Source organism: Paenibacillus hodogayensis, from assembly GCF_039536325.1.
Classification (GTDB): domain Bacteria; phylum Bacillota; class Bacilli; order Paenibacillales; family NBRC-103111; genus Paenibacillus_AB; species Paenibacillus_AB hodogayensis.
Window position 1 is genome coordinate 26,607 of the sequence record NZ_BAAAYO010000009.1, and the last position, 16,350, is coordinate 42,956.

At 56.2% G+C, this 16,350-nt stretch carries 13 protein-coding genes and 1 other annotated feature (1 of these 14 cut by a window edge); of the genes, 1 reads left to right on the top strand and 12 read right to left on the bottom strand.

Annotated elements, in window-relative coordinates; all coding sequences use genetic code 11:
* Positions 1-171, bottom strand: a binding site (T-box leader) (it extends 82 nt beyond the left edge of the window).
* Positions 172-259: 88 nt separating this feature from the next.
* The gene (locus ABD796_RS18685) at positions 260-1,303 is read right to left on the bottom strand and encodes an FUSC family protein (RefSeq protein ID WP_344910389.1); all 1,044 of its coding nucleotides are present in this window, start codon (positions 1,301-1,303) and stop codon (positions 260-262) included.
* Between the two features lie 207 nt (positions 1,304-1,510).
* Positions 1,511-2,839 (bottom strand): extracellular solute-binding protein, encoded by a 1,329-nt coding sequence (locus ABD796_RS18690; protein ID WP_344910391.1) that lies wholly within the window; start codon positions 2,837-2,839, stop codon positions 1,511-1,513.
* A gap of 177 nt (positions 2,840-3,016) precedes the next feature.
* Between ABD796_RS18690 and ABD796_RS18695 the strand changes: the two genes are divergently transcribed.
* The gene (locus tag ABD796_RS18695; RefSeq protein WP_344910393.1) at positions 3,017-3,913 is read left to right on the top strand and encodes an AraC family transcriptional regulator; all 897 of its coding nucleotides are present in this window, start codon (positions 3,017-3,019) and stop codon (positions 3,911-3,913) included.
* An 87-nt stretch (positions 3,914-4,000) separates the two neighbouring features.
* On the opposite strand, the gene ABD796_RS18700 is transcribed toward ABD796_RS18695, so the two are convergent.
* The 10 genes from ABD796_RS18700 to ABD796_RS18745 form a co-directional block, all read right to left on the bottom strand.
* A complete protein-coding gene (locus ABD796_RS18700; protein ID WP_344910395.1) occupies positions 4,001-4,906 on the bottom strand; it encodes an S-layer homology domain-containing protein in 906 nt (301 codons plus the stop codon).
* Positions 4,907-5,071: 165 nt separating this feature from the next.
* Positions 5,072-6,967: a right-handed parallel beta-helix repeat-containing protein gene (locus ABD796_RS18705; protein ID WP_344910397.1), complete on the bottom strand. Its 1,896-nt coding sequence runs from the start codon at positions 6,965-6,967 to the stop codon at positions 5,072-5,074.
* A gap of 34 nt (positions 6,968-7,001) precedes the next feature.
* Positions 7,002-8,813 (bottom strand): right-handed parallel beta-helix repeat-containing protein, encoded by a 1,812-nt coding sequence (locus ABD796_RS18710; protein ID WP_344910399.1) that lies wholly within the window; start codon positions 8,811-8,813, stop codon positions 7,002-7,004.
* A gap of 311 nt (positions 8,814-9,124) precedes the next feature.
* Positions 9,125-9,955: a carbohydrate ABC transporter permease gene (locus ABD796_RS18715; protein WP_344910401.1), complete on the bottom strand. Its 831-nt coding sequence runs from the start codon at positions 9,953-9,955 to the stop codon at positions 9,125-9,127.
* Positions 9,948-10,835: a carbohydrate ABC transporter permease gene (locus tag ABD796_RS18720; RefSeq protein ID WP_344910403.1), complete on the bottom strand. Its 888-nt coding sequence runs from the start codon at positions 10,833-10,835 to the stop codon at positions 9,948-9,950. The genes ABD796_RS18715 and ABD796_RS18720 overlap by 8 nt, the downstream gene beginning before the upstream one ends.
* Positions 10,836-10,880: 45 nt before the next feature.
* Positions 10,881-12,203, bottom strand: a complete 1,323-nt coding sequence (locus tag ABD796_RS18725) for an ABC transporter substrate-binding protein (protein ID WP_344910406.1) — start codon at positions 12,201-12,203, stop codon at positions 10,881-10,883.
* Positions 12,204-12,419: 216 nt separating this feature from the next.
* On the bottom strand, positions 12,420-13,421 hold the full coding sequence (locus ABD796_RS18730) for a LacI family DNA-binding transcriptional regulator (RefSeq protein WP_344910408.1): 1,002 nt from the start codon (positions 13,419-13,421) through the stop codon (positions 12,420-12,422).
* A gap of 378 nt (positions 13,422-13,799) precedes the next feature.
* Positions 13,800-15,053, bottom strand: coding sequence for a threonine ammonia-lyase IlvA (ilvA, locus tag ABD796_RS18735; protein WP_344910410.1), 1,254 nt, complete (start codon positions 15,051-15,053; stop codon positions 13,800-13,802).
* Between the two features lie 183 nt (positions 15,054-15,236).
* Positions 15,237-15,776, bottom strand: a complete 540-nt coding sequence (locus tag ABD796_RS18740) for an OsmC family protein (protein WP_344910412.1) — start codon at positions 15,774-15,776, stop codon at positions 15,237-15,239.
* Between the two features lie 13 nt (positions 15,777-15,789).
* On the bottom strand, positions 15,790-16,308 hold the full coding sequence (locus ABD796_RS18745; RefSeq protein WP_344910414.1) for a hypothetical protein: 519 nt from the start codon (positions 16,306-16,308) through the stop codon (positions 15,790-15,792).
* Positions 16,309-16,350: the final 42 nt, after the last annotated feature.

The following is a 16,350-nucleotide window of genomic DNA, read 5'->3' on the forward strand; positions in this document are numbered from 1 at the left end:
CCATGCGATACTTTATCTCTGTAACGGGAGCTCCCGTCATGCCATCCCCCGTCAAGGTTCCGGCATGCGGCTCGGAGGCTTGATTCGGGAAAACGCTCTTGGCTCCTTCTCAGCTGCCGGAGCTCTCTGGACAAGCGCGTCTTTCCTTACTCTTCTCGTCATCGCCTTTGAATATTGATATATAATAACAAATCGTTCAAAGCTTGTAAACCGATCGCTTGAACAAGCGCCTGCAAGGGAGCAAATAACGCAACCGTTCTTAAGCGTGCTCGCGTTCCTCCCGCTCGGCTTCGGCGGAATCGATGTGCCGGACCATCCGGTTCAGACGGACCGTCTGATGGCCGTAGTCGTACATGGCCGCCGCCACGATCAGCAGCCGCAAGGAACCGTCTTTGCTTGCGCGGTAGCCGTCGGTAGCCTGCTGCATAAACCGGTCGTTCGCTTCTTCGATCGGAAACGAGTTATGGCTGCCGGACTTGAGCTTGTCCTCGAATTTGAGCAGCACGTGCTCGTGATACTTAATAATTTTCTCCAAGTGCCGGTCGTAGCTCTTGTTCATGTCCGGCGTTCGTTCCGCCTGAAAAAAATGCTCGTGCACCGCTTCCAGCACCTCGTAGCCTTTTTGCAGCGTGAACAGCAGCTGCTTGTCCACGACGAGCTGACGCGTTTGACGGTACTTGGAGCGCTTCAGCTTCTTGTGCTCCTCTTCCAGCAGCTTGTACTTGGCGGCGAGCGAGATTAGGCCGTCCTGGAGTGCCTGCTTCTGCTCGCGGAATACCTTCTCCTTCATCTCGTCCGATACGGCCGTGCGAAGCAGCAGAGACAATTGGGTAAATACCGCACGCACCTGCTCGTGAAACTGCGCCTTCGGCCTCGGGGGCAGGAACGCGATATTGATGACGAATGCCGAGACGATGCCGATCAGGCTAAGCAGAAACCGATTCAGGGCAAAGTCCCACTGTCCGGACGCCTCCATCACGGCAACGACCGTAACCAGCGTCAAGCCGATCGTCTCTTCCATCTTGAATTTGATGCACACCATAATGACCAGAATGCATAACACCCCGATGGCGATCGGTTCGTTGGAGAAATACATCCCGGCCAGCAGCGCGATGGCCGCCCCGAGCGTATTCGTCTGGACCTGGTCGAGGAAATACCGCCAGGAGCGATAAATGGACGGCTGCATGGCAAAGATCGCCGCAACCGCGGCAATGACGGGAGGAGTGAAGTGGAGCCAAGAACTTATGTACAAGGCCAAGGTGACAGCGATTCCTGTCTTGAGCATCCGGGCTCCGAATGTCATGGGGCTCCTCCTTTCAATCTAAGGTAACAAGGAGAATTATACAATCCGCCCGGCAATCCAACAAGTCCGCCCGGTTAGGCGGATGCCCCCGTCCCGCATGATCGGCGGCATCGCTGCCGCCAGCCCGCTGCCACTCCTGGAGGTGGGCAGCAAAAAAACTTCCTCGTCGGAAGTTTTTAGCAGTAATGCTTTGAGACTCGTATGTCCTTAGCGGGTCGCGGCGTTCAATTCGTCGACTTTCTTGTTAATCGATTCTTCCATGTTCCGCAGCCCCGTGTTCAGATCAACCTCGCCCGTAAATACGTTCAGCAGAGGCGTCCAATAGCTGGCCTGGGTTTGGCCCGACCATTTGGAGAACGGGGCGGGAGCGGCCGCTTGAGACGGTATGACCGGCTTCAGGTTTTTACCCTTCAACTCCGGCACGTCGGCGCCGAATACGTCGTTTACGGCTTTGTTACGCAGCGAAGAGATCGTTCCTTGCCGCGAAAGCATTGTCTGGAACTCGTCCGACAGCAAATACTCGATGACGCGGAACGCTTCCTTCGGATGCTTCGCGCTGGACGTGATTCCGATATAGGTAGCGGGGGATTGGGAGCCCGTGCCGGGCTTGGACGAAAACGCAGGAAGCGAAGCGTAATCCATTTGGAACAAATCTTTCGTAACGGTGGCGGGATAAAACGTAGTCGCTTCCATCGCGGTTATCCCCTTCACCCCGAACCGGTTCCAGTCCATAATCTCCTTGGCCTGCGGGGTCCCCACCTCATTGCCCGGAATCTGGTAAAAGCGGCCGAAGTTGCGGATCAGCTCGTTCCATTGCGCATTATTCACGCTGGCTCGCCCCGTCTTCGAATCGATCCATCCGAGCGACAGCTGGTTGTAATCGATCACATGGGTGGAGAAATCCATCCCCCGATACTGAACCCCGCCCTCTGTACGAGTCATCTTGCGGGCCAGCTCGTACACTTCGTCCCACGTCATCCCGTCGCGCGGCGGCGTTACACCGAACTTGTCGAACAGGTCCTTGTTATAGTGCAGCACGACGTTCCTCATCGACAAGGGCAGCCCCGTAACCCCTTTATCGAAGGTGTCCTGCATAACCTGAATCGGGCCCGGGTACAGCCGGCTTTGGTCGAATTTGAATTCTTTAATCAGCGCGGACATGTCGTAAGCCAGTCCGAATTGCCCCACATCCCGAGGGTACGCGATCGGATCGGCGTAAAAAATGTCGATCGGCTGACCGGACGATACGATGTCGGCGGCGTTTTTGTTTCCGTACACCGTAAACCGGATATGCGGGTATTTCCGTTGAATATACTTGCCGTAAGCTTCCATAAAGCCCTCTTCCGATACGTAGCGCCCCCCGTAAATAAACAGCTCGACCGGCTCCGGAGCGGGTGGAGTGCTACTTTCTTTCTGCTCCGTCCGATCCGCGGCGCCCGGCTGACTGCCGGACGAACAAGCCGATACGAGCAGTGCCGTTACCGTTCCGGCAAGCAGACAAAGCGCCACGTAGTACCGTCCTTTTTTCTTACTCATGCCCTGTTCGTCTCCTTTACTATACCGATACTTTCGAACCTCCTTCAATATAACGAAGAACAGCAGCGGGCGGCGGACATTAATTGAGGTCAAGAGGGCCACTTTTTACCGGAGACCGGCTTCCACTTGTATTTCACTGTGCTACAATAAAGAAAACGATTGCAAAGGAGCTGTTTTATGGTTCTCGCCCCCCGCTATGAAGACTCCTTGAATCACGATCTTTATGGAAAAAGCCGGCTTCCGCTTTTTATTATGGAGAAGCGCATGGTCCGGGATTACCCGCTCCATCATCACAATTTCGCGGAGCTTAGCCTCGTTGTCGAAGGAACCGGTACGGAGATTGTCAACGGGAAGTCTTGCGGTTTCAAACGGGGAACGGTTTCCTTGCTGCTGCCGCATCATATCCATGAAATCCGGGTGCACAACGCCCCCGTTCATAAGTATAATTGCATGTTCGACATCAATCTGCTTTTCTTGAGCCCGTCCGATCATCCACTCGGCGAATATTTGCTGCAAACCGGGCAGCAGCTGCCCTCGCACTACGAGCTGGATGAAGATCAGACCGTCTACATGCAGCGATGGTTCGACTCCATGAAGTCGGAATACGAAAGCACGCTGTTCGCCAAAGAAACGTCTCTGCGTTCCAAGCTGCTGGATATCCTCGTATTTTTGACCCGGACGCTGTTCGCCTCTTCGGCAGCGGACACCTCAGTCGTGCAATCGCAGAGCAACGTGCTGGAGCTGCTTAACTACTTGCACCTGCATTATAACGAGGAGCTGTCTCTGACCACGCTGGCCGACCGGTACAACTGGAATACATCGTATGTGAGCCGCCTCTTCAAGCAGCATGTGGGCCAGACGTTCGTTCACTATCTTCACTCGTTGCGCGTAGGCCGGGCCGCGAGCCTGTTGGCCACGACCGACATGGACATCGTCGATATTTCCGTCGAGGTCGGTTTCGATCATGCCCGCTCGCTTCGCCGTGCGTTCAGGAAACTGAAGGGAATGACGCCCGGGCAGTATCGCGAGACGTACCGGTCCGGCTTTAAGCCGTCAACGGGAATACACGCTTGATCCAGCCGCTCGCCCGGGCGCAAATAAGGAACTGCGCGATTCGCAGTTCCCGGCAATAAACGATGTGAGGCAGCGCCCGCTGCGGCTTCAGTTCGAAACGACCTCCTCCAGAACCGCTTTATAGGCGGCTGGCACGTATGTGACGGCCTTCGCCTCCGTTACGACTTCGGCATACATCGTGTCCGGCTGCGGATTTTGCAGCGTATACCGGATAACGGCCCGTCCGTCCTGCTCGAAGCGAATGCCGACAACCTGAATGCCGTAACCGGCGTTTGGCTTGGCGCCCCGGGATAAAGTGACCTTATTGACTTGGTCGTTCACCTTCTCGGTCTGGAGCGTAATGTCCTCCGCTTCTACCGGAGGGCGTGTTTGGCTGGCGGCCGCATCCAGTGCGTTATACAGCCAGACGGCGGCTTCTCCGCGGGACAGCGGGGCCGTCGGCAAAAAGCTGCCGGTTTTGTCCAGTTCGGCGATTTTATAATGTATCAGCCGTTGAACGGCCCCTTGATTTCCGGGAGTAATCGCAGCCTCGTCGGCGATCGGGAGATGAATTTTAATCATCGGAAAGTTCGCCTTCTTCTCCAGAGCGCGCATCAGCAGGCTGCCGAATTGCTCGCGGGTGACCGTTGCCTGGGGGTTGACGTCCTGCGGAATGTCCAGATTGTTGTAGTAGGCGATAACGAACGCGTCCGCATACCATGCGTCGTCCCGGACTTGGGCAAACAGCCCGGAGGCGACCGGAGGCTTGGCGAATTTCATCGTATCCAGATTGTAATCGAATGCTTTGACGATCATTTGCAAGCTTTGCGCGTAGCTGATCGTTTCCTTCCGCGCAAAACGCTCGTTGTCGATACCCGAGACGATTCCTTTTTGCTGCAAGCTGGAGACGGCCGCAGCCTGTCCGGCGTCGACGTCGTTGAAGGCGTAAGCCGTTCCGAAAGCCAGGTTGCCGAACAGTATGGCGGCGGATGTAAGTATGGCTGCTTTCTTCATGAGGTTTCTCTCCTTATAAGTCCGGTATGCTCTGGCCAGAGTTGCTATTCTAACGTCCGCGCTCGCCGAAATGTTGCAGACAGCCCCGAAACGGCAAACAAAAAACTCCCGAATCGCCAACGATTCGAGGGAGTTTTGTGATCTCGGAATGAGACGGCCTGCGATCTAAAACCAAGCGCCGACGATGCCGCCAATGTTCCAATTGCCGTCCGAACGGCCGAGCAGCGTGATCGAATCGCCCGGGTTCGCCGACTGAACGTCCGTACCGGAGCCGACCGGTTTCCGGATCGAAGCTCCCGCTTGCGGCACGAGCCGGACGGCGAAGGCAGACTCCACGACAAAGCGGAACGAATGCCCCTCCTTCGCTACCGGCAGCGTCAGCTCGACCGATCCGGAAGCGCCGGCGTTCGTCAGCGTATGGCCGATCCGGCTCGGCGTAACCTGGCCGGATGCGGTGAACGCGTAGGTCGGAGCCGGGACGCTGCGGGCATCGATCTGCTGCGCGACCGGATCGATATGGTACAAGCTTTGCGCCCCGCCCAGCACCCGGCAATCGTCGAACGTCACGTTGCGGATGATCTCCGTCCCGTTGCGCTTAGCCGCAAAGCCGCGAACGATTTGCGCAGTCGGGCGGGAGTCGATCGATTCGCAGCCGCTGAACGATACGTTGCCGATGGAAGCCCGGACCTGCTGCGGAACGGTCGCCACGATGAACGAGGAGCCGTAGCCGTAAGGGTCCTCCGGCGCGTTGACCGTGTTGCAGTCGACTGCCCGGCAGCGGACAAAGGTCGTTTTCACGCTTTCCGCGGAGTTGGACAAGACCGAATAACCGGCGTACTGCTCGTTCTCGGCGGTGCAATCGATAAATTTCACTTCGCCTTGGATCGCCTTCACGCCGTCTCCGCCGTAGTTGACCGACGAGCCGAACGAGTTGCCCTTCGTGCGGCATTGCTCGAATGTAATATCGACGCGCTCGTTGGCAGCCGTCATCCGGTGAAGAGTGACGAGAAACCCGCGACCGTCGTTGCCTTCCGCCACGCAGCCGACAAACCGGACGTTTTTAAGCACGTCTTTGCCGGAATTGTTGTTCGGCTCGATGTCGACGCCGCTCTTGGGCGCCGTTCCGGATGTCTTGACGAACTGGCAGCCGTCGGCCAGAAACCCGTCCACGGAGATGACCGAAAGGCCTTGTCTGCGGTTGTTGCTCGCTGTGCAGTCGCGCAGTACGATATTTTTGCAGTAGGGCAACGTCGACTCGTAGTTGCCGACGTAGAAGCCGTCGCCGCCGCTGTCGTTCGCATTGAGACGCTCGATCGTGACGTTCTCGCACCCGCTGATATCGATAATATGCGCCTGCTCCCCGGACGGGTAAGCCGGCTTATTCATTCTCAACGTCGCGCCGTTGCCTTCGATGCGTACATTTTTGACGTTTTTGATCCGAATAAGCCGCTCGTACGGAGCGTTGCGGTTTAAGGTATCGATCGCCTGGACGATCGTGCCCGGCTCGAACTCCACGACAATATCGCCGGGTACAATCAGCTGTCCGGACAAGTAGAAGCCCCCGGTCTGCTTCGGGATGTAAAGCCTCTTGCCGGCGGCTGCGTTCAAGGCGTTCTGCAGCGCTTGCGTTTCGACGGTCGTGCCGTCCCCTTTGGCCCCGAACCAGGAGGCGCGTACCGTGTCGCCGACTACCCGCTTGAACCGCTTGCCCCCGGACGTCACCACGACCGTACCCGTATTGTCCGCGCTCGACGTATCGGCCGCATCGCGTAGAAACAGTCCTTCCTTGCCCGGATCGGTCACGTAATAGGCGTCGTCCGGACGGGCATCCGCTCCGCTTCTCAGCTCCGCCAGCGTCACGGCTACGCAGAAGTCGATGTTCTCCAAATCCTTCCAATGAAAGGAATTACCCGCTCCGCGACTCAAACTTTCGTAAACGCTTTCATTGACGCTTTGACCATGCGCTAGCTTTCCTCCCGCACCCAGGATATTGCCTGTCGCCAACGCCGCTCCCGCAACCCCGAGCGAAGCGAGCAACTTTCTTCTGCTAATCGTTTCCATTCTTATTTTCCTCCTCTTTCTCTGTCGGTTCGACTCAAGCCGGCGATACGGTAAGTGCACCGGAATCGCTTACGCCTACAATGTAAACGGTTCCTCCCGGCGATGCCAGCTTCAACGCCTGATTCGTCAATCCTCCGGCGGAACCGAGCGGCAGCCACATCCCGGGCGTCCCGTCGGTCACGCATACCCAGCCGACCGGCGATAGCGAAGACGGCTGCACGTTCCACAGCAGACTCCCCCTCTTCCATGCGCCGGCAGTCGGAACGGCCGCAGCCCATCCGGTGAGCGTCCCTTTCGCCTGGATGTCCGGCGATGTCCATCTGGTCAGATTGGCGCCTCCGGAAACCGCTACCCCTGCCCCGGTGAATACATTGTCAGTCGTAATCCGCAAATCCGAGCCGCTTGCAGCCGCATCCACCAGAATGCATTTGACGGCGCATTCGGTGACGTTGCCGTCAAACAGCGAATCGGTGACGACCGCACCGAAGAAATAGCCTCCGTTCGTCCCTCCCAGTATTTGGTTATCGACGATTTGGTGACGACTCGTTGCCGTTGTCCCCGCGAAACGAACCGCACCATCGGACGAAGCCGGATTTTTGACGAGATTGTCGGCAAACCGGATCGATTGGCAGTTTTGGAACGTGACGGCGACCGCGCGAGCCGCGTCGAACAAATTGCCCGCTATGACCGGAGTGGTCGCATTGGCCACATTCCAGCCGGAAGGACCCGTGGAATAGTCCCGGTTTCCGGATATCTCCAACCCTTTCAATACATTCGAGCTCGTTATCATCCGCCCGGCGCCGTAAAACTCGTTGTCGCGGATGGTAACGTTTTCAGCCGTCCCGGCGGTTGTGCTGCAGCGGAACAGGTAGCTTGCTTTGCCTTTATTGCCGGCAATCGTGATCCGCTTGTTCGGATAAGCCGGATTCGGATTGTAAGAGTTTACAAAATAAATTTCGCTGTAAAACTCGTTGTCCTCGATCCAAACGTCCTCGACGATATCAGAGCCTGTCGTCGACGTATTCGGCTCCAGATCGATCGCAGATACGTACGGGTACGGATCGCGGACGACGTTGCGCTCAATCCACACCTTACGCCCGGATACGACCGCTACCGCACAGCGGCGCGGGTTGCTCAGCACGTTCTCGCGAACCTGCACGTTCTCGCTTGGAGCGACGTAATCCGAGCCGATGTAGACGCAGTCCCCATACGGAGCGTGCAGCCAGTTGTTATGGACGTAGACGTTCTGCGAGTGCGATATGTAAATATGGTGGGACCATTCGCCGAGCGTGCCCGAAGAATAGCCGCCGTTCAAGTACAACCCGGATACGGTGAGACCGCCTCCTTGGTAGCCGACGATCATAAACATCCGCTTCGCGAGCGAGCCATTCGCCCCGTCCATGCGGATTTCCGGCATGCCGACACCGAAGATCGAGTTCGTCAGCGAGACGGACGCGGTCAGCTTGTAGTACGACGCTGCGGCAGGTACCAGCACCGGCTTGCCGGTAACGGCGGCGGCCTGGAAAGCTGCCGTATCGTCGGTCGTGCCGTCCCCGACGGCTCCGTAATCGAGTACGTTCACCCAACCTGGATCGGCGGTGCCAGCTAACGACGGACTAATGCCGTACACGCTGGAGGTTACGCCCGCTGCGGCGGCTGCGCCCGGAGTCAGCAGCTGCATGAAAGCGCCCCCCGCTGCTACGGATAATCCGGTCGCGCCTATAGCTGCGAGCAGCTTGCGCCGCGTCAACCCCGCACCAGCCTCTCCCTCAAGCAACGCCTTCTGTTCCATTTGCTCCCTTTCCATACCCTTGATACCGTTTTCAAGCTTGTGCGAATCCGTCATTTTCATCCCTCCGTTTTGGAATGGGTACGCCGCGGCGTACCGGATACGTGAAAAATTGCGGGTCGTCCAAAAGCTATATAGAGCAACGCGAGGCGGTTCGCGCAAAGCCGAAGTCCGGTTTTGCGCTTGTACGCCATGCGCAATTCCGCGTTCATTCCGATAACGGCCGTTGCAGTGGATACCGTTGATCGAAATGTCCGCTTCCTTGCGCTATGGCATACCGGGTCCGTCGCGGTGTTGCCGGCATCATACTACGGGCGCAAGCAGCCAGTCGGTGCGCCGCCGCTCCTTGGCTTACCTTTTTCCTTGACTTACCCTTTCAGTCCTGTCGAAGCGACGCCTTGCACAAACTGCTTCTGCGCGAACAGGAACACGATCAGCACCGGCAGCAGCGTTATGACCGAACCGGCCATAATGAGCGTCGTCTTGTTTTCCACCTCGTTGCGCAAAAACAGCAAGCCGAGCTGCAGCGTGTACAGATGTTTGTCCTTCAAGTAGATCAGCGGCTCCAGCGTGCTGTTCCAAGCGCTGATAAACGTGAAGACGGCCAAGGCGGCGAGCGCCGGTTTCGTCAAGGGCAAATAAATTTTGTAGAAGATCTTCCACGGATTCGCCCCGTCCACCCAGGCCGCGTCGTACAACTCCTTCGGCAGCGACTTGTAAAACTGATGCAGCAGGAAGATGCCAAACGCTCCTCCAAGAAAGCTGCGCAAAATAAGCGGGTAGTACGAATTGAGCAGGTTGAATTCCTTCCAGATGAAATAGGTCGGAATCATCGTCACCTGCGACGGGAGCATCATCGTGCCGAGCATCGCCAGAAAAATAAGTCCCCGCCCGCGAAACTCGAAGAAAGCAAGCCCGTACGCGACGAGTGCGCAGGAGGCTACCATGCCGACAAGGTCGAGCACGGTCACGAACACGCTGTTAGCCGTATATCGCAAGAAATTGATCTCCAGCCATACCCGCTTGTAGTTGCTCCATTCCACCGGATCGGGAATGAACCGCGGAGGCAGAAGCAGCTCGAAGCCAGGCTTCATGAGCGACGTCGAAACCATCTGCGCGAAAGGCACGAGCATAATCAACGCGCCTGCGGTCAGAATGAGGTAAGCGGCCCACTGCAAGCCGCGAGACGGTTTATTCATAGTGGACCCACCTCTTCTCCATTTTCTTCTGGACCATCGTCACGAGCAGAATAATCAGGAACAGCGCCCAAGCCCAAGCCGATGCGGCCCCCATCTTCACGTTCACAAAGGCATCGCGGTAGATCAAAATGTTCGGCACCATGTTCCGGTCGTGGACCGCATTGATGTCGCCCTTATCGCTGAGCATGACGAGAAAGACGTCGAACCCGTGGAATGCAGAAATGGTCGACAGGATCATAACCATATACACCATCGGGGAGACGATCGGAATCGTCACTTTGGTGAAATACGTCCAGCCTCCGGCCCCGTCCATGCGGGCGGCTTCCATAATATCCTTCGAGATGTTCTGCATGCCCGCAAGCAGCAGCACCATCGAATACCCGGCGCCTTTCCATACGTTCACGACCGCGACCGCCCCGATGACGAGCCACCATTTGTCGCTGCCGATCCAGTCGACCCGTTCGAGGCCGAGACTTTCCAGCAGCCAGTTGAGAATGCCGTAGTCGTTATTGTAAATCCAGAGCCAGATCAGTCCGCCCGCTACCCAAGGCGTGATGACCGGAAGGAAGTAGACGACCCGGAACAGCGCCTTGCCGCGGATTTGCTGATTCAGCAAGTAAGCGAGAATCAGGGCGACGAATGTCTGAATCGGCACGAACAACAGCGCGAAATAAAAGATGTTGCGCAGCGATAGCCAGAATACGTTGTTGGAAAACATTTGGGTCCAGTTCCGCAGGCCCACCCAGGTCGGCGGGTTGAACAAGTCCCATTTCGTAAAAGTCAAATAGAGCGAAAAAATGAACGGGAATATGAAAAAGACAACAAGCTGCAAAAGAAAGGGGAGGGTGAAGCTGAAGCCCCACCAACCTTGTTTACGCATAGTAACACCTCATCCTCGGGCTGATGCCCGGTCCACTCGAATCATTTATTTGTCGTCGTCGAGAATCGTTTGAACCTTTTGTTGGATTTCCTTGGCGCCCGCTTCCGGAGCCGTTTTGCCATCCAGAATGTCGTTCAGGATCGGAGTCGCCGCCGCGCGCCATTCGTTCCACGTCGGGTTTTCGTCCAGCGTGCCGCCTGCTTCCTCCGTGCCTTTGGTGAACGCTTTTTTGTTCAGCGGTTTCGTCGTTTGCTTTTCCAACGCTTCCAGGGTCGACTTCTTCACCGGCAGGCTCGCGCCGCTTTCCGCCAGAAGGGTTTGCGCCTCGTCGCTCAAATAATATTGCAGGAACGTCCACGCCGCTTCCTTCGCTTCCGCTTTGGCCTTCGAATAAATGAGCCATTGGTTGACGACGATCGGCACGAAGCGCTTGCCGGTATAGCCAAGCGGCATTTTAGCGATATCCCAGTCGAGGTCGGGCTTGTTTTTGTTCAGGCTGACCTGCTGCGACGTTTGAAGGAAGGTCATCGCCACCTTGCCTTCCTCGAAATATTTCATCGTCCCTTGCTGCTGGCGCGTCGGGCTAATTTTGTCCTTGTTGATCGTATCCGCCCACTTCGTCAGCCCTTCAATCGACTTCGGATCGGTGAACGTCGCCTTCGTCATGGACGAATCGAGCGCGGAGCCGCCGGTCGCCTTCATCCACGGAATCCAGCCGAGCGCGATGCTGTTGGCCGTGTTGAAGCCGAAAATATCGCTTTTGCCGTCGCCGTCCGTATCCTTGGTCAGCTTCTTCGCCGCATCGATCATGTCCTGATACGTCCAGTTGTCCGTCGGCAGCGGCACGTTGTTATCCTGGAACAGCTTCTTGTTGTAGGCGAGCGCCGTCGAGTTGATGCCGTGCGGTATGCCGTACACTTTGCCGTCCGTCGATTTGGCGGCGGTCAGCGCTTCGATGTAATCGGCCGTTTTCAGGTCCCGCTTGATGTAAGGCTCGAGGTTCTCCGCCACGCCGCGTTTGCCGTAGCCCACTATGACCGCGTTTTCCTGGAACCAAATATCCGGCGGGTTGTTGCCGGCGATGCTCGTCACGATTTTCTTCGTAAAATCGGCCCATGGCGATTCGTCGATGTCCAGCTTAATGTGCGGATATTTGGCCTGAAAGCCTTCGATAATTTTTTTGTTCGTAATGTCATAAGCGCCGGGCAAGCCGATTTTAAGCGTCACTTCCTTCGGGGCTTGCGGCGTCGAGCCGCCGCCGGTATTGGAAGCGTTCTCAGTTTTGCCGGACCCGCCCGACGAGCACGCGGTCAGCGCGAGGGCAGTCGCAGTGGCAACCGTAACTAAAGCCGTTTTTTTCATTTTCATAGATAGACCTCCCTTATTTGAACGATACAAGTTAAACTTTATTTGCACTTACATAAAACACGGTTTCCTTTACTATTAAAGGCTTTTAGAGATATTTCACTTACACGTGTTCTTTTTTGCTGCACATTAACCTTCCGATGAGGCAAAAAGTCGTTTCTGCCCAAGCAAATTCGCCGAGCGAAGCAACTTTATTCTATTACACGTGTTCTCTAGCAGTCAAGCATTTTCGACTCCGAGTTCGTCGCGCAACGTCTTCACCGATTTGCGCAAATGCAGCTCACAGCCGATCTCAATATCGGCCCATTTCTTTTCCCCTCTGCCATCGCGATCGGTCAATATATCCAGGGCAGACGAAGCCAGCCTGTCGATCGAAGGCCCGACGGTCGTAAGCGGCACATCCATCCGTTCCATCTCGGGAATGTCGTCGTATACGACGAGCGAATAGTCGTGCGGGATTCGGATCTTGCGTTTACGAAACAGCTTGAGCAGCTCGAAGGCATACGTCTGGCTGTCCACGATGAATGCCGTAGGACGGTTGTCCCCGTCCAGCAGCTCCTTCATGCTGTCCTCGGTGACGGCCTCTCCCGGCTCGATTGGCACGAAGTAACGCTCGTGGTAATCCAGTCTAAATTCCAGCAGCCCTTGCGTGAAGCCTGTCAGCTTGTCGGAACGGTTGCCGATAAACGTAAGCTTGCGGTGCCCTTGATCGGCCAAATAACGGACGGCCTCGTACACGGCCGATTTGCGGTCGACTCCGATATAATGGGTCTGTTCCATTCTCCCGCCGCCCATGAGCAGCATATTGCCGTGAAACAGTTCCCGCTGCTTGATGAAGTCGACGGACGGCTGCCATCCGGGAGCGCACCAGAACACGATCTGGTCGACGAAATGCTCGTTGAATATGCGCAGCGCTTCCGGCGGTTCGGCCAGCGACATAATTACGTCAAGACCCCGGTTTGCCGCTTCCTTCTGGATTTGCAAGCCCAGATGATAAAAAAACAGTCCTTCGATTTTCGGCCAGATGAGCCCGATCGAATTCGTCTTGCGGTCGACAAGCCTTTTGGCGGCCAGGTTAGGTACGTAATTCATCCGGCTGGCGATGGCGACGATTTTTTTGCGGATGTCTTCGCTGACGCCCGGCGCGCCGTTCAACGCTTTCGAAACGGTCGGATGGCTGACTCCGGCCTCTCTGGCAATATCTTTAATCGTAACTTTCATCGATATGGTGCTCTTCCTTTCCGGACTTTTCGCTTTTGCTCTCTACTCTTGTTTATTATATTACACGTGTTCGCAAATGTTAAGAGCGAAATTGAAAAACCGGACTGCGGGCAAGCAGCTCGTCGAATGAAACCGGGCCGGAACGCCAATACCTCCCTCGTTGCATAATAAATACGTTATCATTCTAACGCAACTTATCGAATGTTTCTGCCGATTTATTGCGGGATTCGGACATTTCTTCGCATATCTTGCGCAAACGTTTCGGTAAGAAAAAAGACCTGTCCGATCGGACAGGTCCACGCGCGAAGAAAATAGGCAGTCCAACCGCATCCCGCGCGAAGCCGGCGAACCGGAGAGCGAACGACCGGACTGTTCCGATCAGATCAGCAGATTGAATAAGGTCGGGTTTTTATTGATTTCGACATACTGGATTCCTTTCGCCGCCATCCGTTCGATCAGCGGACCGTAGTCGTCCTTATGTTTCAGCTCGATGCCTACGAGCGCCGGCCCGTTCTCCTTGCTCGTTTTCTTCGTATATTCGAATCGGGTGATGTCGTCGTTCGGTCCGAGCACCTCGTCGAGAAACTCCCGGAGCGCTCCGGCCCGCTGCGGAAACTGGACGGTAAAATAATGCTTCAGCCCTTCGTAGATGAGCGAACGCTCCTTGATTTCCTGCATTCTTTCGATATCGTTGTTGCCGCCGCTTATAATGCAGACGACGTTCTTCCCGGCGATCTGTTCGCGGTATTGATCCAGAGCCGTAATCGACAAAGCGCCGGCCGGCTCGGCAACGATCGCATTTTCGTTGTACAGCTCCAGAATGGTCGTGCACACCTTGCCTTCGGGGACGACGACGAGATCGTCGATCACCTGGCGGCAAATGTCATAAGTAAGCTCCCCGACGCGCTTGACGGCGGTGCCGTCGACGAACTTGTCGATCTCGCCAAGCGTAACGATCTCGCCCTGCTCGAACGATTGCTGCATCGAAGGAGCCCCCGCGGCCTCGACGCCGATCAGCTTCGTATGGGCGCTGATGCTCTTGATATACGCTCCGACTCCGGCCGCAAGACCGCCTCCGCCGACTCCCGCGAAGACGAAATCGACGGTTTCGCGCATATCGGTCATCAGCTCCAGACCGACCGTTCCTTGTCCCGCAATAATTTTCCGGTGATCGAAAGGATGAACGAACTGCATTCCCTCGCGTTCGCTGAACGCCACCGCTTCGCGAAGCGAGTCGTCGAACGTATCTCCGCGCAATATGACTTCGATATAAGGACCGCCGAACAGCTTGACCTGGGAAATCTTTTGCCTCGGCGTCGTCGTCGGCATGAATATATTCCCGCGCACCTTGAGCGTCCGGCACGAATAAGCGACGCCTTGCGCATGGTTGCCCGCGCTGGCGCACACCACGCCCTTCTCCAGCTTATCCGCCGGCAGACTGCTCATCAAGTTGTAGGCTCCGCGGATTTTAAAGGAACGGACGACCTGCAGGTCTTCGCGCTTCAGATAGACGTTGCAGCCGTACTTGTCCGACAATATATAGTTATGCTGCAAAGGGGTATGCGTAATAACGTCTTTCAACACATGACTTGCCATAACGATGTCTTCCAGCCTGATTGTTGGACTATCCATGTCTGCCTCCGCTACACGTAATTTCATTATTATACACCGACTGGGGAGGCTGTCCAGCATATTTTGCCCTGTTCAATCGGCCGACCGGCCAAAACAGGAAAGTTCGCCCGGTTTCGGGTCTGCACCGGCAAACGAAAAACCGGCCCCTGTGAAGGGAAGCCGGCTTATTGGCTGCGCGGACGGTTATTCCGGCTCGCTTTTCGTTAATTGAACTTGGCTGCGGATCGTCTGCGGATTGCTCAGCAGGTTGAGAATCGGGCATGCCTTCTCCACCGCTTCGTGCAGCGCGGCGATCGTCTCCTCCGATTCAGGGGAAGTGATGTGGATCGTGTATTCGATGTTGTGCGGGCAAATCGGAATATGCTCATAGCCCGGCCGTCCGGCCAGAGGATGCATCTCCCCCGTCACCTTCACCTCCAGCGAATCGAGCTTGACTTGACGGTCCGCCGCCTGGATCAGCGTAATATGCGTAATGCAGCTGCCCAGCACGCCAAGCTGCGATTCCGGCGAGCTCGGGCCGAGCTCGTGGCCGGCGAAATCGTCGGGGCTGTCCGAGATGATCTGAAAATCGCGGATGCGAATCTCGCGCACCCCGCTGCGCCCTGCCGCCCGAACGGTCGCCTTGAGCGTATTGGACTGCAGGTTCGGATCGTTCTCGAACCGTTCTCTCCGCTCCAACAGAGCATTGCGCTTATGGGTCAAATATTCGTTTAATTTCGACATGCGTCCACTTCTCCTATTCCGGATTTCCATTGATTTTGCCAAGTTCGATACGTACGAGACGGCGGCCGTCAGCGGGCGGCTCCTGATCCGTAATGGACCAGTACGCGGAAAGACTCGACCGGAACTCCTCCAGCTGCGCATCCGTCAGGCGGATTTGATCCAGGTAGCCTTCTCCCTGCTCGTAGACCAGATTGGCTTCCGCTTCATATTTGAGCTTCAAGAGCGTCCGGATTCCGTAAATGGTGTTGTATTTGATGCGGTAGCCTTCGGAAACCGCCGACCGGACGGTCTCCCAGTCGGTACGGGCCAGCTCCAGCAGCTCGTCGTAGTTCAGCTTATCGGGCAAGGACGGCAGCGAATCGACGTCCCCTTCCCGAAGCAGCGCCAAAATGCGCTCGTCGCTCAGCGATCCGGCACGCAGCGTCTCCAGCACGATGGCCGACCATTGCGAAATGCCGACTTTTTCCCCGCTTGTTTGTTGTGGTTTGATTACGTCTTCTCTCCTTTCCAAATATAAGTTGAACGAAATCACTTCCTGAAAATGGCCAAGTGAGATGGAGAAAGGGATCTGCCT

Bases quoted from the DNA above. Each gene is read 5' to 3' on its own strand.
- ABD796_RS18715 (WP_344910401.1), bottom strand. From the start codon at position 9,955: ATGAATAAACCGTCTCGCGGCTTGCAGTGGGCCGCTTACCTCATTCTG.
- ABD796_RS18685 (WP_344910389.1), bottom strand. From the start codon at position 1,303: ATGACATTCGGAGCCCGGATGCTCAAGACAGGAATCGCTGTCACCTTG.
- ABD796_RS18705 (WP_344910397.1), bottom strand. From the start codon at position 6,967: ATGGAAACGATTAGCAGAAGAAAGTTGCTCGCTTCGCTCGGGGTTGCG.
- ABD796_RS18740 (WP_344910412.1), bottom strand. From the start codon at position 15,776: ATGTCGAAATTAAACGAATATTTGACCCATAAGCGCAATGCTCTGTTG.
- ABD796_RS18730 (WP_344910408.1), bottom strand. From the start codon at position 13,421: ATGAAAGTTACGATTAAAGATATTGCCAGAGAGGCCGGAGTCAGCCAT.
- ilvA (WP_344910410.1), bottom strand. From the start codon at position 15,053: ATGGATAGTCCAACAATCAGGCTGGAAGACATCGTTATGGCAAGTCAT.
- ABD796_RS18710 (WP_344910399.1), bottom strand. From the start codon at position 8,813: ATGACGGATTCGCACAAGCTTGAAAACGGTATCAAGGGTATGGAAAGG.
- ABD796_RS18690 (WP_344910391.1), bottom strand. From the start codon at position 2,839: ATGAGTAAGAAAAAAGGACGGTACTACGTGGCGCTTTGTCTGCTTGCC.
- ABD796_RS18720 (WP_344910403.1), bottom strand. From the start codon at position 10,835: ATGCGTAAACAAGGTTGGTGGGGCTTCAGCTTCACCCTCCCCTTTCTT.
- ABD796_RS18700 (WP_344910395.1), bottom strand. From the start codon at position 4,906: ATGAAGAAAGCAGCCATACTTACATCCGCCGCCATACTGTTCGGCAAC.
- ABD796_RS18725 (WP_344910406.1), bottom strand. From the start codon at position 12,203: ATGAAAATGAAAAAAACGGCTTTAGTTACGGTTGCCACTGCGACTGCC.
- ABD796_RS18695 (WP_344910393.1), top strand. From the start codon at position 3,017: ATGGTTCTCGCCCCCCGCTATGAAGACTCCTTGAATCACGATCTTTAT.